18 protein-coding genes are annotated in these 20225 nt (G+C 51.3%); 14 read left to right on the top strand and 4 right to left on the bottom strand.

The features are described from left to right. On the top strand, positions 1–558 hold the full coding sequence (locus tag VGK02_09155) for an FmdE family protein (GenBank protein HEY3375215.1): 558 nt from the start codon (positions 1–3) through the stop codon (positions 556–558). 61 nt (positions 559–619) lie between these two features. On the opposite strand, the gene VGK02_09150 is transcribed toward VGK02_09155, so the two are convergent. Next, positions 620–1639: a polysaccharide deacetylase family protein gene (locus VGK02_09150; protein HEY3375214.1), complete on the bottom strand. Its 1020-nt coding sequence runs from the start codon at positions 1637–1639 to the stop codon at positions 620–622. 221 nt (positions 1640–1860) lie between these two features. On the opposite strand from VGK02_09150, the gene VGK02_09145 reads away from it, so the two are divergent. Next, entirely contained in the window at positions 1861–3030 is a 1170-nt protein-coding gene (locus tag VGK02_09145; protein ID HEY3375213.1) for an acyltransferase family protein, read from the top strand. A gap of 3 nt (positions 3031–3033) precedes the next feature. Here VGK02_09145 and VGK02_09140 read toward each other — a convergent pair whose 3' ends face one another. Then, on the bottom strand, positions 3034–4008 hold the full coding sequence (locus VGK02_09140; GenBank protein ID HEY3375212.1) for a cation diffusion facilitator family transporter: 975 nt from the start codon (positions 4006–4008) through the stop codon (positions 3034–3036). A 281-nt stretch (positions 4009–4289) separates the two neighbouring features. On the opposite strand from VGK02_09140, the gene VGK02_09135 reads away from it, so the two are divergent. The 3 genes from VGK02_09135 (at position 4290) to VGK02_09125 (ending at position 8411) form a co-directional block, all read left to right on the top strand. Beyond that, entirely contained in the window at positions 4290–5006 is a 717-nt protein-coding gene (locus VGK02_09135) for a TVP38/TMEM64 family protein (GenBank protein HEY3375211.1), read from the top strand. Further along, on the top strand, positions 4987–5880 hold the full coding sequence (locus VGK02_09130; protein HEY3375210.1) for a rhodanese-like domain-containing protein: 894 nt from the start codon (positions 4987–4989) through the stop codon (positions 5878–5880). Before VGK02_09135 ends, VGK02_09130 begins: the two co-directional genes overlap by 20 nt. Before the next feature lie 248 nt (positions 5881–6128). Then, the gene (locus tag VGK02_09125; protein HEY3375209.1) at positions 6129–8411 is read left to right on the top strand and encodes a DEAD/DEAH box helicase; all 2283 of its coding nucleotides are present in this window, start codon (positions 6129–6131) and stop codon (positions 8409–8411) included. Here the strand turns inward: VGK02_09125 and VGK02_09120 are convergent, their stop codons facing one another. Together VGK02_09120 and VGK02_09115 are read right to left on the bottom strand one after the other, a co-directional pair. Then, positions 8412–9098 (bottom strand): tetratricopeptide repeat protein, encoded by a 687-nt coding sequence (locus VGK02_09120; GenBank protein HEY3375208.1) that lies wholly within the window; start codon positions 9096–9098, stop codon positions 8412–8414. It abuts the gene before it with no gap. Between the two features lie 109 nt (positions 9099–9207). After that, on the bottom strand, positions 9208–9870 hold the full coding sequence (locus tag VGK02_09115) for a lysophospholipid acyltransferase family protein (protein HEY3375207.1): 663 nt from the start codon (positions 9868–9870) through the stop codon (positions 9208–9210). A 341-nt stretch (positions 9871–10211) separates the two neighbouring features. Here VGK02_09115 and VGK02_09110 point away from each other — a divergent pair, with 341 nt between their 5' ends. The 9 genes from VGK02_09110 (at position 10212) to VGK02_09070 (ending at position 19891) form a co-directional block, all read left to right on the top strand. Then, complete coding sequence (locus tag VGK02_09110) at positions 10212–10844, top strand: cyclodeaminase/cyclohydrolase family protein (GenBank protein ID HEY3375206.1); 633 nt, start codon at positions 10212–10214, stop codon at positions 10842–10844. A 12-nt stretch (positions 10845–10856) separates the two neighbouring features. Beyond that, a complete protein-coding gene (locus VGK02_09105; protein HEY3375205.1) occupies positions 10857–11726 on the top strand; it encodes a bifunctional 5,10-methylenetetrahydrofolate dehydrogenase/5,10-methenyltetrahydrofolate cyclohydrolase in 870 nt (289 codons plus the stop codon). Between the two features lie 260 nt (positions 11727–11986). Further along, the gene (locus tag VGK02_09100) at positions 11987–12463 is read left to right on the top strand and encodes a YbaK/EbsC family protein (GenBank protein HEY3375204.1); all 477 of its coding nucleotides are present in this window, start codon (positions 11987–11989) and stop codon (positions 12461–12463) included. Between the two features lie 70 nt (positions 12464–12533). After that, complete coding sequence (locus tag VGK02_09095; protein ID HEY3375203.1) at positions 12534–14513, top strand: diguanylate cyclase; 1980 nt, start codon at positions 12534–12536, stop codon at positions 14511–14513. 154 nt (positions 14514–14667) lie between these two features. Then, complete coding sequence (locus VGK02_09090; protein HEY3375202.1) at positions 14668–15102, top strand: NUDIX hydrolase; 435 nt, start codon at positions 14668–14670, stop codon at positions 15100–15102. 42 nt (positions 15103–15144) lie between these two features. After that, positions 15145–15927, top strand: coding sequence for a sulfite exporter TauE/SafE family protein (locus VGK02_09085; GenBank protein ID HEY3375201.1), 783 nt, complete (start codon positions 15145–15147; stop codon positions 15925–15927). Between the two features lie 111 nt (positions 15928–16038). Next, positions 16039–17658: a glycosyltransferase family 39 protein gene (locus tag VGK02_09080; GenBank protein ID HEY3375200.1), complete on the top strand. Its 1620-nt coding sequence runs from the start codon at positions 16039–16041 to the stop codon at positions 17656–17658. Positions 17659–17804: 146 nt separating this feature from the next. Continuing rightward, entirely contained in the window at positions 17805–19130 is a 1326-nt protein-coding gene (locus VGK02_09075) for a histidine kinase (GenBank protein HEY3375199.1), read from the top strand. Beyond that, entirely contained in the window at positions 19127–19891 is a 765-nt protein-coding gene (locus VGK02_09070) for a response regulator (GenBank protein ID HEY3375198.1), read from the top strand. Before VGK02_09075 ends, VGK02_09070 begins: the two co-directional genes overlap by 4 nt. The last annotated feature ends 334 nt before the right edge of the window (positions 19892–20225 follow it).

Raw genomic sequence — 20225 nt, 5'->3', positions numbered from 1 at the left:
GTGAGCAATTCTAAACAAGGCGCCCCGACAATCGAGGAGGTCGCAGCTTTTCACGGACACATGTGCCCGGGTCTCGCGCTTGGGTATCGTGCCGCGTTGCTGGCACTCGACTGGCTCCAAGCCACCCGCGCCGATGATGAACAAACCATTGCAATTGTTGAGAACCGTGCGTGCGGGATCGATGCCTTACAGTGCGTTCTTGGGACAACGGCCGGCAAAGGCAATCTCTTCTTCAAGGACTACGGTAAACACGTCTATACCATCGCCGATAGAATTACCGGTAAAGCGCTTCGTGTTTCGGTAAGGCCGAAGGGGCGTTGGGGCAGGGAAGGCGAGACCCGCGAAGAAACGATCAAAAGGCTGTTGGTCATGCCGGCGGATGACCTCTTTGACGCTCGCGAAATAGAATCCGAGCTGCCGCCTAAGGCTGAAATCGTGCAATCGCTTATTTGTGATTCATGCGGCGAGTCGACAATGGAGACAAAAACCAGGCAATACCGGGGCACGACGCTGTGTATCCCGTGTTTTGAACAAAGAAGCGCATCGTCTGCCTGCTAGGAATAGCGTCTATTCACACATCATGAGGTTCTATCCTTCAATCGTTAGTTCTGTAACAGGCTTACTTTGCAACCGGTTGCCTAAGCGGACTTGTCATCGGGATATTCTGGGGGCTGTTTCTCTTAATCCAGGTTGTAACCTCATTGTGCACGGCCGGACCGCTTTTCTGCACGTTGCCCGCATCGAAACGGCAGAGCTTTGTCGATGGTGTAGAGCGGGTATTGAGGCCCGGTCGCATTGAGAGAATATATTTAAACCCCGCCGCAACCGCGGCATTGGTTGAGACCCAGTTTGATGCCCCATAGGGAAGCGCGAGGTAGCGTACCGGGTGCTTCAACTGATTCTCGATTACAACGCGTGATTTCAACAGATCGCTAAAAATTCTTTTCTCGTACTGGCCGAGCGTCTCTCGCTCACCGTTCCCGCGGTAGATACGGGCCATGAGCGCCGGCAAAGTCGTGCCTTTATCATCAACCGTTACATAGCGATGGTTGCTGTATGTGTGCGAGTAAAATGTAAAATAGCCGGTTCGCTGCATTTCGCGCATGTTGTCCCAGCTTAGGTACTGCGATATTTCGCTGCCTTTCCCGACATATGAAACGATAGCAAATATAGTGGCCGGAATATCGTTACTCTTTAAAATTGGGTACGCACACCGGTAGAAACTGTCGACTCCATCATCGAATGTGATAACGAGCGCGTTGGCTGGTAGCGCCCGTTTACCCTCCATGAACTGGGCAGCCGTATCGAGGGAGACGAAATTATATCCCAGCTTTTTAAGCGTTGTAAGCTGTTCGGTAAAATGCTCAGGGCTTATCGTATACGTGCTCTCATCCTCGGCGATACTATGGTAGTTAAGAATTACAAACCCATTGGTATAATACACCGGCGGCGTTGCTTGGTTTACTCCCGCCGTAGGTTTGGCTGTGCCGGCAGCTATCGCGTATGCTGAAGAGGAACTAAACGAAATGTTGATAATGATGAGAAGCACCGACAGGAGGACAAGCAGTACGGAAGCTCGTCGCACGTGTTTGATTTCGGTTATGTTTGTGCGGCTCGTCGCGTCGCAGCTTTCTGACAAACTCTATCGCTCCCTCGCCAAGACCATAAGCATCTACCATCATAACTCAGTACCTGCTTGATGTACAATCCGACCCCATAATATAAGGGCTCTTCGATCAATATCTCGATAATATCTATATCCTTAATCGGAAGCTTGCTAAACCTCATGAATATGAAACCGATATTAAAACTATCGGCTGGTTTTACCAGAAACGTAATGTCGTGATGGAGTGAGCTTTCTTGATAACAACGATGTATGGTTTGTGTATTCTCATAGCGATTATCGCGCTTTCATTTCGAAAGAGCAGCGAAGCTGAAGGCGCATCGATACTCGATATAAAAGCCACGACTCAGCTTAAGGGCCTTGCGATTCTTTTAGTGATCGTGTCCCACCTTAACGTGGTGCGCTTCATAAGCTTACCTGCAAGTTGCGCGTTTGCCGGTGCATGGGGTGTCGCCATGTTCTTACTGCTCTCCGGTTTTGGCCTTACGCAATCGTATGTTGCTAAAGGTCTGCAAATCGGTTTCATCCCCAAGCGTTTCAAAAAAGTCATTGTTCCATATATGCTGGTTACCGCGGTATGGCTTGTGCTCGACGTGGTATTTAAGAAGGCATCGTATTCCATACTGACGATTGTGCTCGGGCTGCTCGGTCTGGATTACACCAGTGCTATCGACCCGACGATGTGGTTCGTGACCTTTATTATCGCATGGTACCTGATCTTCTTTGCCATCTTTTCGCTTCCTATGCGTGATTGGGCAAAAGCGATCGTTCTGCTTATATTTGCATTCGCAATTCGTCACTTCGCACCCGATTTCTTACCGAGCCGTACGGCGTGGCAGTGGGGCCTTCACGCATATCCATTTGTGCTGGGTGTTGCGCTAGGGCTTTCGTACCGGAGTGCGGATCGTTTGGCTAAACCAGGTACGCAGGTGGGCGTTTTCGCTATCCTTGCGTGTACCTGCCTTATATTGTTTGGCCGAAGCGTAGCCGGGAGCCTTGCCAATCTCGACATCTACGCATTTTCCAATATTATGTTTTCACTTGGAGCGATTGCATGTACAGCCGCAATTCGCACGCTTGGCTACCGTTCAACGTTACTGGTAACTATAGGGTATATCTCATACGAGCTGTACCTCTTCGAATGGATGCTGCTCGATAGGTACAGCTTGCTGTCGCTGGTTAGCGACAAGTGGCTGGGGCTCGCCCTCTACCTGGCGGGCGTTACCGGTTTTGCTATTCTGTTGCAGCGGGCTTCGTGCGCTATCACACGCTGCAATACAGACCGTATGATAAAGCTCCCGAGTATCCGCCTCGCGCGCGGCCGGCATTCCGCACCGACGATTAATGAACTGCCGCTCTATGGGGGAGACATACCGCCGCTTCCAAAAGCACACCGTCACCGCTAGGCTTCAGAAATGTCCGATTTTAAGCTCGCGCGCCGGCCCAATGTGAACATCGGCCGTCGCACCGGGGATCGTCTCGCTGATGCGGCGCTCGACCTCATCCGCAATCGCATGCGACTGCTCGACTGTTAGGTTGCCATCGACCAGGATGTGCAGCGTTACCACCTTACGAGATCCGTAATCGTGCACGTAGATCGCGTGCACGCCCTTAATACCTTTAACCGAATGGGTGATGAGGCGTATGAGTTCTACCGTATCCTCGCTCGGCGCTTGACCCAACAGAAAACTCGATGCATCGAGCGCGATGGTGTACGCCGTGTAGAGGATAAACCCAACGACGGCAAGGCCGGCGATAGCGTCAAACCGGTTAAACCCAAAGTAGACGCCCGCTAATCCGATGAGGACGACGATGGCCGAGAGGCTATCGACCCGCTGGTTGGCTGAATCGGCCACCAGCATACGCGCGTCGATGCGCCGGCCTAAATCAATGGCGACCCGCGCCAAGAATTCCTTAAGAACAATCGTAAACACCAAGATGGCAATCGCGTAGATGCTGACGCGAACCGGTATTGGATTGATGAGACGCTCAATCGAAGTTGCTACAAGCTCGATGCTGAGCGCAACCAGGATAACCGCGATAATCAGCGTTGCTATGGCTTCAAAGCGACCATGACCGTACGGGTGCTCGGGATCGGCCGGCTGCCCGGCGATACGAAAGCCAACGATGACAATAAGCGACGACAAAATATCTGAGAGACTGTGGAACGCCTCCGCGATTAACGCGATACTGCCGCTTGCGACGCCGATGATAAGCTTTGATGTAAACAGGAATATCTCGGAGACCGTGCCGAGCACACCTTCGACGTAGCCGTAGCGCGCACGCACCTCGGGGTTTTTTACGTTCTGGTAGTTCGGCACGAAGTGCCGTAGCAGAAACGTGTTGAATCTGGCGATAAATCCTCTGTTGCGTTCAGCCCCCATAAAATACCTCTTATATAGTTTATTGGCTGAAATGAATGAGTTAAAAACAGGAGGAGAAGAGCGCTTGGTTACATCACAGCAGTAGCACTTTCATAAGCATAGGTATTATAGGGTATAAGTATATTTGATACCGTATATTAGGAAAGCTTATTCCGCTTATAATTATTATAACTTTTTTATATAATTATAGTGAATTCTGTCACGACCGGTGATATAATGACCTGGAGCAATGCTAAATGCCATGTGCTTGGTAATTCACAAAAGAAGATTGTGGAAGGGTGATGGTTATCAAAGGCATATTCAAAAGCTATAAAGGCAAATTGATCGTATTACTAGCTGTTATACTTTTATACTTCATACCGATCGTAAGAATTAATATTAGCCAGGCCATATTCATAATGAGCCAGTTCGACGTCGAGATGGTCAAGGGCTACATTCTTGGCTTCGGCATTTGGGCGCCGATTGCGTCGTTCCTACTCATGGTGTTTCAGTCGGTGATGGCACCGCTTCCGGCGTTTCTTATCACCTTTGCTAACGCTGCGCTGTTCGGGTGGATTTATGGCGCAATATTATCTTGGTCAAGTGCGATGGTTGGAGCTGCCGTATGTTTCTACATCGCCAGGTATTTCGGCAGGAACACCGTTGAGAAGCTCACGTCGCGAACAGCCCTCGACGCCGTCGACAAGTTCTTCGAAGATTACGGCAAGTACGCGATTCTTATCGCACGCCTACTTCCATTCATATCGTTCGATATCGTCAGCTACGCCGCCGGTTTAACCGGCATGGGGTTCTGGTCGTTCTTCATCGCAACCGGTATAGGCCAGCTGCCTGCGACGATTGTTTACTCGTATATCGGCGGGATGCTAACAGGCACCACGAAAACGGTAGTTACCGCGCTACTCGTGCTATTTGCCGTAAGCGCGTTAACCATAATGCTTAAGAAAGTATGGACCGACAAGAAAAAAGGGGAGGTAAAAAGTGTTGGGCAAGAAGTTTAAGTTAAAGCATGCAATTGTATTGCTTGCATGCTTTGTGCTGGTCCTTGGGGTGATCGGATGCTCGCAACAAACGGCAACGAATTCGTCCTCAGACAGCAGCACAACCGAGACGACAGCCAAATCGGCCACAGCTGATACGAACGTGTCGTCTGCCTTTGATACTTCGGTGTATAAGAATAATGATTTTTTCATTACACCGGAGGAGCTCAAAGCGCAGTTGGGAAGCGATAACCTAGTTCTGCTCGATTGCAACAAACCTGATGTCTATGCAAAAGAGCACATCTCAGGCGCTGTCAGCATAGGTATCGCCGCATTCTCCGACAAAGTTGGAAAACCTGGAGATCCAGGATGGGGAACCATCAAGAAAAAAGCGGATTTAGCAAGAACGCTGCAATCATTCGGTATTGATAATGACAAAACCGTTGTTTTCTACTCTGATGCGTTCCAGGGGCCAGGCGCCGATGGTAGGGCGGTTTGGCAGTTAAAACAGGCAGGCATGACCAATGTCAAGATGCTTGTCGGAGGTCTCTCGTACTGGAAAGAGCTCGGCAATGAAGTAACGGCTGAGCCGGCACAGGCTAAAGCGACCACGAACGAGGTCACCCTGCAGGATTACGACCCGAGCTATTCCGCCAACAAAGACTATGTCTTCAAAAACCTCGGCAAACAGGTTTTGATCGACGCCAGAACGCCAAAGGAATTCGCCGGTTCACAGAACGCGGGAGAGCCGAGAGGCGGCCACATCAAGGGTGCAATCAACATACTATGGCTCGACTTGTTGAACAAGAACGGTACGCCGAAGACCCCGGATGAGATCAAAGCGATTATGGCGAAATACAACGTCACGCCTGAAACTGATTTCACCGTCTACTGAACGATGGGCATTCGATCCGGGTATACATCCATGATCCTCAGAGCAGTTGGCTTTGAGAAAGTAAGAAATTATGAAGGTTCCATCTACGAGTGGAGCGGAGATCCGAAAATGCCGATGGAGCAATAGTAGCTGCATTTGGTATATGATTGAAAAGATCGTTTAGAGTTTAATACCGGCCGCTGTGATATCACGGCGGCCGGTTGCTTGCTTCTGTATTCCGCGCAGCATCTCCTGTATCCTTAAAATGTATGGATGAAATTACTAATTTTCTACATTATATAGAGCATAAATCGGAATATGACGGGCAGATCACGCACCAGCGCATACTTGCACCGGTGCCTGCGAACCATGCCGAGCCCGAGAACCAGCTGTCACCAGAAATGCGTGAGCGCCTGCAAGCCATCGGCATCGACGCGCTCTACTCCCACCAGGCACGCGCTTATGACCTGGTGAAGGACGGGAATAACGTGCTCGCGGTAAGCGGCACGGCAAGCGGGAAAAGTTTATGCTATAACCTGCCAGTGCTCGAAGCGATGCTTACCGATAAGAAGGCGAGGGCGCTGTATTTATACCCCACAAAAGCGCTCGCGCAAGACCAATTGCGCGCGCTCGGCGAGCTTGAATTTCCGGGCATGATCGCAACATATGACGGCGACACGCCGCGCGAGGCGCGAAGCGACATCAAGCGCAACGCCTCGGTCGTTTTAAGCAACCCCGACATGCTGCATATCGGTATCTTGCCGTATCATAAGCAGTGGGCAACGTTTTTTCTCAACTTGCGATTCGTAGTAATCGATGAAGTCCACGTGCTTCGGGGCATTTTTGGCTCAAACGTGGCGCAAGTCATCCGCCGGCTTCGCCGGATTTGCCACCACTACGGCAGCCATCCGCAATTTATTATGGCATCGGCGACGATAGCCAATCCGCAAGAGCATGCCGAGCGCCTGACCGGCCTCGATGTTCGCGTCGTGGCCGACGACGGGGCGCCGCGCGGGCAGAAGAATTGGGTTTTTTGGAACCCACCGTATATCGATGACAGCCATGCCAAACGGAAAAGCGGCAACTGGGAGGCGACCTGGCTTTTAAGCGAACTTTCGAAAGAATATTTCCGAACGATCGCATTTAGCAAATCGAGAAAAGTGGCCGAACTGGTGCTCAACTACACCCGGCGCAATCTCCTCGGCCGTCCCGATATCGCGCAGCGGGTTGCCTCGTATCGCGCTGGCTATCTGCCGGGGCAGCGCCGGGCAATCGAAGAGCGCCTGTTCTCCGGCGAGCTGCTCGGCGTCTCCACGACCAACGCGCTGGAGCTCGGCATCGATGTTGGTGCGCTCGATGCCGCCATCATGAACGGCTTTCCCGGTACAATATCCTCGGCGTGGCAGCAGGCGGGACGGGCGGGTAGAACTGTCGGCGAGTCGCTCGCTGTTCTCATCGCCGGAGACGACCCGCTCGATCAATACTATATCAACCATCCGGAATATTTTTTCGGGCGGACTTTTGAAGAAGCGGTTATCGATCTCGACAATACCAAAATCATGGGCAAACACCTGCGCTGTGCGGCGTACGAGCTGCCGCTTACCGTTGCCGATCGGCACTACTTCGGCGAGAGTTTCGAGGTGGTGGTGTACGGGCTGATCGCATCCGGCGATCTCAAAGAGCGGAAAGGCTCATTCTATGTCGGCCGGATCGGCTTCCCGGCACGCGACGTAAATATACGCTCGGCATCGCAATCGATGTATGAGATCGTCGACGAGGGCACTGGCCAGCTGCTCGGAACGACCGAGGCCGCGCGGGCATTTCACGAGATTCATCCCGGTGCGGTCTATCTGCACCAGGGCGAATCCTATGCGGTTCGCGCGCTCGATTTGGAAGAGAAAATGGCCTTTGTCACCAAAGCGAGCGGCGACTATTATACTGAACCGCGGGAAGATACGGAGGTTGCTGTTCTCTGTGAGCTTGAGAGCCGTCCGATTGGCCCATCGGGGCGCGCCGAAATTAGCTTTGGCACCGTTGAGGTCACGAGCCATGTTATTGCGTACCAGAAAAAGGCGCTGACCGGCGAGGTTCTCGGTATGGAAGAATTAAAGCTGCCGCCGCAAAAGTTTCAAACCGAGGCGCTGTGGTTTACCGTGTCCGATGATATCGTCAACGGGCTGGATATGGACGATGCTGATCTCGCTGGCGGCATCCATGCGGTCGAGCATGCGGCGATAGCTCTCTTGCCGATGTTTGCGATGTGCGACCGCTGGGATATCGGCGGTGTTTCCACCCCGTACCACTACTATACCGACCAGGCAACCATCTTTATCTACGACGGCTTTGAGGGCGGTATCGGTATCGCCAAGCGCGGTTTTACGGTGGCCGAGGAGCATCTGAAGCGAACGCTCGAAGCGATTATCCAGTGTAAATGCGAAGCGGGCAACGGCTGCCCTTCATGTATCCAGTCGCCGAAATGCGGTAACTGGAACGAACCGCTCAATAAACGGGAATCGATTCGGATTCTAAAAGAGATTTTGAAGAAATCGTAATTACGATACGGGGAACGACGGCACAGCTTGCCGCTTTTTCTGGTCCGTATGAGATTTCAGCCATTCATCGACTTTCTTTAAATATGCTTTCGCATGGATCGTAAAGCGACTTTCTTTGGGCGCGAGTTCGACTACTTTTTGGAAGCACTGTACAGTTGACCCAATATTACCTTCTTGAGAGAGCATGAGCCCCAGGTTATAGTAGGCGCGATAATTTCTGTTATCCATGTGGATAACCTTTGCCAGTTCTTCTTTGGCGACACCGTTTTGCCCCAATTTGAAATATGAGACCGCCATATCGGTTCGCACATTAGCGTTTGTCGGATCGATCACCAAAGCCTGTTTATAGTATACGATTGCCTTGTTGTAATGCCCTTTATTGTTTTCCAAGTTAACAAGGTCGAAGTAACTATCTCCCATGCCGATCAGCGCGCTCACATCGCGCGGGTTTTTTTCTAAAGCTTGTTGAAGCGCTTTTTGTTGAGATTTAATTGCATTACGCTTCTTTATGGTTTCTGCGCGCTGTTTAGCGGTTTGCTGATCTTTCACGGTAGCAGATGTGGTTCTACCTTTAGACTTAGAACTGGTAGCGACGTTTTTCAGATTCGACGCGCAGGATAGCACGGCCAGCGAAAGCAAAAGCAAGAAGAGGCAGACTATTATGTTTTTTATAGGCACGTGTTGCATTGTTGTATCCTTGCCGTGCAGGGCTAACAGGCGTTAGATCACAAGATCAATATATTTAGTATATACCAAGACAGGGAATAATTACACGGTAAAGCGCTTGGTGGCTGCCTTAACTTGCCCGGGGGCCGATTTTTGTGCCGGCGTTGTGCTTATTGTTTTCGTGCACAGCCAGGACGGCGCAGTAGAGCTTCGTAAACTCCGATTCGATTTCACCGGTGATAGGCTTGGCAAAGACCACTTTGATCCGATACCGGAAGCTCAGGAACAAGAGAATCTTTTTCAAACCGTTTACATACCCTTCGCCGTGCTTAAACGTTCCGAGAATGACGGCCGGCAGTACCGGAGCCCCGCTCTTTTTTGCTAAAAAATCGACGCCCTCTTTAAAGGGAAGGAGCTCGCCGGTAATCGAGCGTGTGCCCTCTGGAAAAATGCCTATGGAGTTACCTTCCTTCAGTACTGCAAGAGCCGTTTTTAGTGCTTTGAGCGGTTTGTTTGTATCAAGAAAAATTGTGCCGGTCAGGCTAAGAAACGGTGATAAGCCGGCGTCGTAGATTTCTTTTTTGGCCAGAAATCGCACGGGTATGAGCTGCGAGGAAGACGGCAAAGATGCCGCGAGCGCTAACGGATCGAGATAACTCGTATGGTTTGCAATGAGGATGACCGGAGTATCCATGCTCGCAACGTGCTCTAATCCCTCGACCTCGAAACGGGTAAAGATTATGAATATAAGCCGGAATACTTGCCGGACTCGTCTCCACATAAATGTAATCATAGCGCTCCTCATGCTACATGGTACCGGGTATCATCCGCTTAGGCGAAGCCAGAATAGCAGATATGAGAACATGAAGAATATCGGCATTCTTAGCAGGCGTCTTTACGTAATGGTATTATTAATAATGTAAGAAAATTGTAAGCAAATCAATATCGGCCGGCTATAGCCAGGCGGTTGGTTGGTTTGGGGAGTAAATACAGCGTAGGTATTGACGAGCCCAAGGTCGTAACGTACCATAAAATAGGTTCTAAATATGTAACAATAGTAACGCATCAGGGGCATTGGTGATTCGGATTTTTGCCCCTGATTTTATAGACAAACCAATCAAGGGAGGCATGTGTATGGCTATGGTAGATAAAAGCTGCAGGGAATTTATCGACGAGTTAGCATCGAAAGCGCCGGTGCCCGGAGGCGGAGGAGCTGCCGCGATGGGTGGAGCGATCGGTATGGCGCTCTCGAACATGGTGGGCAATCTTACCGTTGGCAAGAAGAAGTACGCAGAGGTAGAGGACGAGGTGAAAGAGCTCCTCGCCAAGGGTGAGCAGATTATCGCCGAGCTGGAAATGCTGGTCGACAAAGATGCCGAGGTGTTTGCCCCCCTCTCAAAGGCTTACGGTATGCCGAAAGATACTCCCGAGCAGATCGCAGCGAAAGAAGAGGCTCTCGAGAAATTCTCGAAAGAAGCGTGTTCGGTTCCTATGGAGATTATGCGTAAATCATATGAGGGCATTAAGATACACAATCGGATGGGCCAAATCGGCAGCATGCTGGCGATATCGGATGTCGGCTGCGGCGTCGTCTTTCTAAAAGGCGCTTTGCAGGGCGGCATGCTCAATGTTGTTATTAATCTTAACGGCATCAAGGACCAGGAGTTTGTTAAAACCAACCGCGACGAGATGAACCGGCTCTTAAGCGAAGGGTCAAAGCTCGCGGATGAAACCCTGCAACTTGTTCTCGATAAGCTTAGCGAATAAGGAGGAGACCTCATGGCGGAAAGACTTGCCGGAAAAGCAGTCGCCGATGCGATTAAAGAAGACCTCACGAAAAAGGTCGAAGAACTGAAGGCTAAGGGCATTACCCCGAAGCTTGGAATCGTGCGCGTTGGTGTGCGCCCGGATGATCTCTTTTACGAAGGCGGGGCAAAAAAGACGTGCGATGCCGTAGGTATGGCTTACGAAGTCTTTGAGTATCCCATTGATATAGATCAGGAGAGTTTTGAGCAGGCGATCCTGTCTGCCGGCGCTAATCCTGATATCCACGGCATCTTGATGTTTGCGCCGCTACCAAAAAACCTTGATGAGCGCAAGATCCGCTCGCTTATACCGGTGGAAAAAGACGTCGATTCGATGAATTTGGCCAGCGCCGCCAAGGTGTTTGCCGATGATCCGACCGGTTTTGCCCCATGTACGCCGACCGCATGTATGGAGATCCTTAAGTTCTACGGTATCCCGCTGAAGGGTAAACGCGCGGTTGTTCTCGGCCGTTCGCTCGTCGTCGGCAAACCGGCGGCAATGCTGCTCTTGCGTGAGCATGCAACAGTAACGATCTGTCACTCGCGCACCGAAAACCTGCCGGAAGTATGCCGGGAAGGGGATATTCTCGTCGCAGCGGTCGGTCGCGCCAAGATGGTCAAGGCCAATTACGTTCGACCCGGCCAGGTAGTTATCGATGTCGGCATTAACGAAGATCCGGATAACCCCGGAAAATATGTCGGCGACGTCGATTATAACGAGGTCGAGCCCATCGTCGAGAAGATCACGCCGGTGCCGGGCGGTGTCGGTTCTGTTACAACCGCCGTGCTCTGCAAGCATACGGTGATGGCCTGCGAGATGCAGCACAACCTGGCGCTTGCATAACGAAACGCAAATCGTTACGTATAAGCCGGCATCGATCATTGTATATGCAGCCGATATATAGGCGGGTTTGCTCTAAACGGGCAAACCCGTATTTTTTTGCTCGTCGCTTTTTTGCTCGCGGATCAGCTTTTGAACGCTCGCGCTAGCCAGGCGCAGACACTTTGGGCAATCCCAATAATAGCCTGCCATAAATTTACTGGTCTATTACCGGTCGAGGTGGTATTATTGCGGCGGTTGGCGACTTATACCCGAGGTCAGATATGAGGACGAGTATCGATTTACACAATTTTCTACAATCGCTCGATATTCCGCACGAGATAAACCTCGTCGAAATATCGGCCACAACCGTGTCGATGGCGTCTTTATACTTAGGTCTTGAAACATCTGAGATCGCCAAGACGCTTATCGTTGAAGCGGATGGTGTCCCGGTAGTCGTTGTTCTGCCCGGGAACCGCCGTCTCGATATCCGAAAACTTAAAAAGATAACCGGTGTGAGCGATGTCCGGTTTGCCGATCCCGGGGATATGGTTGCGATAACCGGCTACGTGCGGGGAAGCACGCCACCGCTCGCACATGACAAAATGCTGCCACTCTATGTAGACCAGCGGTTGCTTACCGAGCCCGTCGTCTACACATGTGGCGGACAAAGCAACACCGTTCTCAAAATATGCCCTAACGATCTTGTAGCCGCCGGTAACGCCCGTATCTGCGATATCGCAGATGACGGACGCGTTTAGGCGAGACCTGCCATAATTGTAACAACTACGTACGATACCATTATTCATATTTCTTAAATTAATCTTCACGATGTATGTACCGGCCTTGTCGGCGATAGGCTCATCATATATTATTAATGAAAAGCCAAAAAATGACATTAAGAAAAAGCGACGTTATGGCGCTTTTTCGATTGTCTACAAATATAACTTCCATATAAGCGGGTTGGGGCGCCGCAGCAAAAATCTTGATTTCCCACCCCTCGATTTGATCTTACTCATGAGCATATTATTCGTAGAAAAAGGACTGTGCAACGAATGCTATGCATGCGTGCGTGCATGTCCGGTAAAAGCGATAAAGATAGTGGACGGACAGACGGAGGTCCTCGATGAGCGCTGCGTGTATTGCGGACGCTGCACGCTGACGTGCAGCCAGAACGGGATACATACGGGCGGGGATCTCGAGCGCGCCTTCAATCTGTTATCGTCCACTAGGAAAACCGTGGCGATGCTTGCGCCGGAGTACCCGGCGTCGTTTTATCCCATGGCAACCGAAGAGCTGGCGTTTCTTATAGAGAACGCCGGTTTTTACACGCACGAAGATACCATCCTCGGTGAAGAAATCGTTGCGCGCCAATACCTGCGCTATTTTGCGTCGGAGCTGGATACGCCGGTGATCCGCTCGACATGCCCGTCTGCAAATGCATGGATTGAGAAGTATCACCCTGAACTCGTTGCCTGCCTGGCGCCGATTATCACGCCGATGGAGGCACAGGCGCGGCTTATCAAGAGTATCTACGGCGGTGATGTCGCCATCGTTTACGCCACGCCGTGCATTGCGGCCAAAGCTGAGGCGAGCGCATCGGGGCTGATCGATGCCGTGCTTACGTTCAAGGAATTCAAACAGCTGCTCAGGATGCGTTTTGTTGCCGGACAGGACAACACACTTCTTGAAGCCGCCGCAAAACCCGAAGTTAAACGGCGCTACTCGGTTGCCGGAGGCTTCCCGCGCCCGACAATCGCCCAGTATAACCTGCTCGATCCGGCGTTAATGGTTATGCGAAATGTGACCAGTTTGGACGGCCTTGCTGAGGCGGTGCGCTCCGGTGCGCTGCGGGCAAAGTTTATCGATCTTCTGGTATGCGATGGTTGTGTCGGAGGGCCGGGGATTGATTCCGACAGTAACATTTACCTGCGTAAACACATTATCGAAAGTATCTATGAGAGGCGACTGACCAAAGCATCGCAGCAGCTCACATTCGATCAGCTTGAGCCGTATTTACCGGAGATTGGAACAGCAAAAGCGTTTGCCGAGCGCCGTGTTGTCGAGACGCTCCCGAGCGAGATGGCGATTCACGATATCCTTGCCGAAGGCGAGAAGTTCGACCCGGAGGATGAGCTTAATTGCGGTGCATGCGGCTATAAAACATGCCGCGAGCAGGCAGCTGCTATCTACCAGGGTATTGCCGATTGGAAGATGTGTTTTCCGTTTCAACGTAAAGTATATAACCGGATCATCAGCCAGCTTAAAGAGACGGCGGTAACCGATGGTTTAACCAACCTTGCCAACCACAAGAGCTTCCTCGAGCGCCTCTCGGTCGAGTTTAACCGTGCCCAGCGCTACGGCTCGGAACTGTCACTGGTGATGATCGACGTGGATACGTTCAAAGACATTAATGATACCTACGGGCACGTCACCGGCGATTCAGTGCTCAAGGCGATCGCCGCCACGCTCAAAGGAAACTTGCGCCAGTCCGATCTCGCAGCCCGCTACGGCGGCGATGAGTTTGCGCTCATCCTGCCCGAAACCAGCCTGGAGAAAGCCGCAAAGGTAGGGGAGAAACTGCGCGGAAGGGTAGAAGCAAGCCCGATTTCTCTTGAGCCCGATATCGTAGTCTCGACGACTATTAGTATCGGCGTGAGCGCGTTCACCCCGTCGATGGGTGATCCACTGGCGTTAGTCCAGAAGGCCGACGAAGCGCTCTACAAGGCAAAAGAAGCCGGGCGCAATTGTACGGTCGCCCTGAGCGGCGAGGTCATCGACAGCGATCAAGCTGCACAAACTACCAAATAGCTGCGACCGTTACCCGTTCATTTCATTACTGGCGCAAATGCGCTTTCTACCCTAGCATACTTACAGTTATTATAGTATCAGCATGTTGAACCTAGCGTGTTTTGGGAAGCTTTCAACGTGATGGAACGCATATTTCAGGGTAGGAGGAGCGGCAGTGAAGACAGAGACCGTCACCTCGGCGGGCGGCGTTATCTATTGTGAGAATAAGCGTCGTTTCGAGGTGGCATTAATCGCCCTGAATAATGGCACGATTTGGAAGCTACCGAAAGGGCTGGTCGAGAAAGGTGAAAGCCTGAGGGAGGCTGCGCTCAGGGAAATCCGTGAGGAAACCGGCTTAATTGGTGAGCCAATCGCGGAGCTCGGTCATATCGATTACTGGTTCGTCTGGCGTCAGAGCGGCTCGCGCTACCATAAGTTCGTCTACTTTTATCTGGTTCGTTGCACCGGTGGAGACATATCCGAGCATGATTTCGAATCCGAAGAAGTGCGTTGGTTTCCGATTGACGAAGCGATTGAAAAACTTACCTATAAAAGCGAGCGCGATATCGCTGTAAAAGCGCGCGATATGCTGGGGAGCCGGATTGCGTGATATGCGCTTCGTTTTATGGGCGTTATTACGTAAGATGCACATATGAGCTTTATTGATATTATCGGGCCTATTCTTATCGGGTTTTTTGCCGGCTATCTATCCGGGCAGTTTGGGGTAGGGGGCGGAGTTCTAATGACGCCCGCGCTTCGCCTGATTCTCGGCACGCCGGCCTTGGTCGCTGTCGGCACGCCGGTGCCGGTTATTATCGTCTCGGCGGTTACCGGCGCCGCTACTTATTACCGGAACGGCTACGTCGATCTGCGCTTGGCGCGAGACCTCGCCATAACCGGGATGATCGGAGCGGCGCTCGGCGCTTATACCACCCGATTCGTTAACGGTGACATCATTCTTCTGATAACCGCGGCAGTTTTTATATTCATAGCGCTTAACTATATTACCGGCCGGGGAGAAAGCGCTGTTATTTGGGAGCGGTTCACCGCTGCGCGCAGCCATGCCGTGATTACCTCTGCGCTTATTGGTATGTTCGTAGGTTTTTACTCGGGGTTCTTAGGCCTCGGCGGCGGGTTTTTACTCGTTCCGGCGCTTACCATAATCTTCGGTAAGGATATAAAAACGGCGTTCGGCACGTCGCTCGTCGTTATTATCGCTTACGCGATTCCCGGCACTATCGTGCATTTCTTGCTCGGGCATATCCAACCGCTTCTAGTGCTGCTTCTCTCCATTGGCATTATACCGGGGGCGGCGCTCGGCTCGCGCATCGCCATCGGGCTGCCGGAAGCGACACTGCGGCGCATGTTCGGGTTCCTGCTATTGGTTATTGCTCTTTATTTTGGCATAGCCGAGATCAGGCAGCTGTTTGCGTAGCCACGTGGTGGCTACGTTCCGTTACGATAATCAGCAGTACAGCACCTACAATCGGCGCTGGCGGCATGGTACTATTAAGCTGTCTTAAACCGTACTGATTGTAGGATTATTGTGAAGAGCAAACGACGTCCCGAAGCTATAATGCATGCCGCAAATAACAACGCCAAAAACCACATCATTGACCGTGTTGAAGATTGTGTAAAAGACCGGCACGTGCAGGTGCTTTCGCTCATTGTACTGCTCGGCCTGGTGCTTCGCCTCTACCATCTGGGGGTGGAAAGTATCTGGCAAGACGAGGGCTTTTCGATCCATTACGCAGGGCTTTCGCTGGCGGACATCGCGGGGCAGCTTCCCCAGATTGATCTTAACCCGCCGCTTCATATTATCTTGCTTCATTACTGGATGATGCTCTTCGGCCAATCCGAAGTTGTGGTACGGCTGCTCTCGGCACTTTTTGGCGCGGGCGCAATTATTGCAATCTACCTGGTAGCTACCAGGCTGTTTAAGCGAGCCGTTGGCTTGCTCTCGGCCTCGTTTCTGGCGCTCTCGCCGTTTATGGTCTATTACTCACAGGAAGCGCGGGGCTATAGTCTTCTGGTTCTGCTGACGCTGCTTTCGTTTTACTTCTTTCTACGGCTTCTGGAAAAACCCACACGCGGCGTTATTGCCGGCTACACGGTAGCCAGCGTTCTATTACTCTACGTGCATCTCTTTGGGATATTTCTCGTTATCGCGCAGAGCCTCTATTACATCAGCGTGCGCTTTTTAGTAAAACCGGCTGCCAGGGGTCTCAACGAGCGCTCACTAAAAATCTGGTTGCTAACGCAAGCAGCCCTACTCATTCTATACGTACCGTGGCTGTGGGTGCTCTATAGCCGGCTCTCGCTTCTTGCGGCTAACAAGGTGGGGCTCGGCGCGTGGTCGATACAAAAACCCACGTTGATGTCGCTGGTCGACATGGTGAGTTCATTTTCCGGGGGTGCGTTTGCGGCGCTCATTCTGGTTGGTCTCTCAATCGTTGCCATCGTTGATATCTTCGAGAATAAAAGTGCGGATGCCCGGGCGGATAAAACAATGGGGGACAAGGTACATCACGTTATCGCCACCGCCGATAAGAATTTTCACGATAGCCGGCGCTCGCTTCTTTTTGTGTTGTTGTGGCTGCTCGTGACGGTTGTTATTGCATTTTTTGTCTCACTCGTAGCGGTGCCCATGTTTGCGGCAAAATATATGATCGGAGCGGTGCCGGCACTCTTTATGATCGCCGCGCGAGGGGTGGCCGCGCTCGAGAATCGCTATGCAAAAGCGGCAGCCATCGCCATCGTCGTAGTTATTTCGGTTGTTGTTTTATGGGGTTACTACGGCGACACGGTTAAGGAGCCCTGGCGCGATGCGGTGCAGGCGGTTGAATCCCAGGCGCAGCCCGGGGATGTCGTGGTGTTTAATATAGGTGCATGCCGCTTTAATTGCTTTGACTACTACGCCAAACGCACGGATATTACCAATATCTCGTTTCCGCAAGATGCTATTACGGTTGATGACACGGCGCTTTGCAGTGTGCTGCCGCAGCTGAAAGGGCACGGGCGTATCTGGTTTGTCTTTCTTGGCATGCCGCAAAACCTCGACGCGCCGCGCAGGGCGCTTTCATCCGGCTATACTGTTGCCTACCGGCACATATTTACTGCCAAGCAAATGTATCCCATTAATGTGTATCTTTTTGAGAGCAGGTAGACGTGGCAATTCGTCAGCAATCTAGTATAATCGAGGTAGAACAGGGACGGCGGGCACAGCTGTGGCGCGGTCCTTTTTTATAAGAGTAATGAAACGCATTTACAAAAGTTGCCCGATGCTTTTATTAGCTTGAGGGGTCGTGCAAGATGACCATGAGGAAGCAGGACGAATACCGGTCTAATATGCTGTATTACCTGGCTGAGAGTCTGGTGCTCGGCAGCCTGGTTGCGATTGCCGTGTATTACCTGAGCACGCACTTCTTTAAAGCCTCGAGCAGTACGGTCGCTTTCTTTATTATCGCCATTCCATCGACGGCGATGGGATTCGCCTCGGTCACACTGTTTCGCCTGCGCGCACAGGAGGAGCATAATAAAGCGCGAGAATCGCATAAAATCCTGGATATTACCAGTAAAACACTGCCTTACCTGCGCAAAGGATTGAATTATGAATCGGCGCAAGGTGTAAGTAAAATCATCCACGACCACATGGACGCCATGGCGGTTTCAATTACCGATGCAAATACCATCCTCGGTTTTTGCGGCGTAGGCGACGACCATCACTTGATCGGAAAGCCGATCCTGACGCGGGCGACCAAGGAATCGATTGAGACAAATACGACGCGCATTCTTACCTCGAAAGCCGAGATCGGCTGCCCGATGGCGACTTGCAAGCTTAAGGCAGCTATTGTCGTGCCGCTTGAACAGGTAGGAAAACCGGCCGGCGTGCTGAAATTCTATTATGATAATCCGGCTCATCTTACCGAAAGCCGTATTGCAGTAGCCGAGGGTTTGGCACAGTTGCTGTCGACGCAGATAGAGCTGTCCGAGCTTAACCGGCAAAAAGAGCTTGCCTACGATGCCGAGCTGCGCGCACTACAAGCCCAAATCAACCCGCACTTTCTCTTTAATACGCTAAACACCATCACGTCGTTTGTGCGAACCGACCCGAACAAAGCGCGGAAACTACTCATCCAGTTCTCCGATTTCTTTAGAAAATCACTCGAGTGGAAGGGCGGCTTTATTACGCTTGCCCAGGAGCTCGATTATATTGCAAACTATCTGGTCCTTGAAAAGGCGCGCTTCAGCGAACGCCTTGTAATCGATTTCGATATCGATCCGGATGCGCAAAACTGTATTTTGCCTGCCCTTTCAATCCAACCGCTGGTCGAAAATGCGGTCAAGCACGGATTCTGTGCCGAGGGGCAGCTGGAAGTGAGCGTTATCGTGAAGCTCGGCGACGAGGACCTTTATGTCACCGTGGCTGACAACGGCAAGGGAATTTGTGAAAAAGAACTAGACCAGGTACTAAAATTTGGTTATGGTAAAGGCAGTGGAATAGGTCTTAGCAATGTCAACGAGCGGTTGAAGAGCATTTACGGTGAAGATTACCAGGTTAAAATCGACAGCAAGGTTGACTGCGGCACGAATGTGCATCTTAATATCCCGATCTCCAGAAGTAAGAGGGCAGAATGAAGATAAAGACGTTAATCGTTGACGACGAAGCGCCGGCACGCTCAGAACTGCGCTATCTGCTCGAGAGAAATGCGGATGTTCAGGTTATCGGTGAGGCGACCAACTCAACAGAAGCGCTTGAGCTTATTAAAGCACTCAAGTACGATCTGGTGTTGATCGATATCCAGATGCCGGGTCTCTCGGGGCTCGACGTCGTTGCTGCGCTCAAAGACGTGCCGCACGTGCCGGCCGTGGTCTTCGTGACCGCGTTCAGCGAGTATGCGGTCAAGGCATTTGAGCTTGATGCAGTCGACTATCTGGTAAAGCCCATCGATGAGGAACGTCTTATCCAGACTATTGCGAAAGTGAAGAAACGCGTCGATACAACGCAAGTCGTGCAGGCCCCCACCCGGAAAGCAGAACAGCCCGCTGAAAAATCGGTCATCGATATCGACAGGATACCGGTTGAGAGTAAGGGCAAAACACTCCTTCTGCCGACAAAAGAGATCGTGTACATTTCCAGCCGTAACGATATCGTATTCGTTCACACGGTTGACAGCACCTTTATTACGCGGTTCACCTTAAAGACGCTCGAAGAGCGCCTGGAAAACAAATCGTTTTTGCGGGTACATCGCGGTTACATCGTTAATCTGCGCCATGTTATCGAGATCGTACCCATGTACGGGCGAAGCTATATCCTCAAAGTCCGTGCAAATCAAAACAACGAGATACCGGTTAGCCGGCGCCGCGGGCAGAAACTTAAAGCAATGCTTGGCATGTAATTAACCAGGTACCCCATAGCACAGGAGTAGTTCCAAGCCCACAAGAATTAGTGTAGTATGTATTAATATAGTCCGTGCCGCTTGCTGTCCCAGCGCTACTACCGGTTTCTTTGTTAGTACCCGCTAGAAAAATAACGCAAGTGATTGTCTTGACAAGGTCATTTTTTATTCAGTATTATAAACTAAAGCTTGCAACTTATGTTACATACTTAAGTAACTGGCGAGCGGCTCTACCGGAAGCAAGCAAGACATTATTACATAACATCGATACGTCGTCGCATTTTCGTACCGGAAACGAATCCGTTCAGCACCACGTGGATTTGTATCTGTCTAT

Source organism: Candidatus Aquicultor sp. (assembly GCA_036504445.1).
Classification (GTDB): Bacteria; Actinomycetota; Aquicultoria; order Aquicultorales; family Aquicultoraceae; genus DASXVE01.
The sequence above is the reverse complement of the archived record's forward strand: the minus strand, read 5'-3'. Positions and strand labels throughout refer to the sequence as shown.

Excerpts from the sequence above, each read along its gene's own strand:
- VGK02_09140 (HEY3375212.1), bottom strand. The coding sequence starts at position 4,008 with ATGGGGGCTGAACGCAACAGAGGATTTATCGCCAGATTCAACACGTTT.
- VGK02_09135 (HEY3375211.1), top strand. The coding sequence starts at position 4,290 with ATGGTTATCAAAGGCATATTCAAAAGCTATAAAGGCAAATTGATCGTA.
- VGK02_09125 (HEY3375209.1), top strand. The coding sequence starts at position 6,129 with ATGGATGAAATTACTAATTTTCTACATTATATAGAGCATAAATCGGAA.
- VGK02_09120 (HEY3375208.1), bottom strand. The coding sequence starts at position 9,098 with ATGCAACACGTGCCTATAAAAAACATAATAGTCTGCCTCTTCTTGCTT.
- VGK02_09115 (HEY3375207.1), bottom strand. The coding sequence starts at position 9,870 with ATGATTACATTTATGTGGAGACGAGTCCGGCAAGTATTCCGGCTTATA.
- VGK02_09110 (HEY3375206.1), top strand. The coding sequence starts at position 10,212 with ATGGCTATGGTAGATAAAAGCTGCAGGGAATTTATCGACGAGTTAGCA.
- VGK02_09105 (HEY3375205.1), top strand. The coding sequence starts at position 10,857 with ATGGCGGAAAGACTTGCCGGAAAAGCAGTCGCCGATGCGATTAAAGAA.
- VGK02_09100 (HEY3375204.1), top strand. The coding sequence starts at position 11,987 with ATGAGGACGAGTATCGATTTACACAATTTTCTACAATCGCTCGATATT.
- VGK02_09095 (HEY3375203.1), top strand. The coding sequence starts at position 12,534 with ATGTATGTACCGGCCTTGTCGGCGATAGGCTCATCATATATTATTAAT.
- VGK02_09085 (HEY3375201.1), top strand. The coding sequence starts at position 15,145 with ATGAGCTTTATTGATATTATCGGGCCTATTCTTATCGGGTTTTTTGCC.
- VGK02_09075 (HEY3375199.1), top strand. The coding sequence starts at position 17,805 with ATGACCATGAGGAAGCAGGACGAATACCGGTCTAATATGCTGTATTAC.
- VGK02_09070 (HEY3375198.1), top strand. The coding sequence starts at position 19,127 with ATGAAGATAAAGACGTTAATCGTTGACGACGAAGCGCCGGCACGCTCA.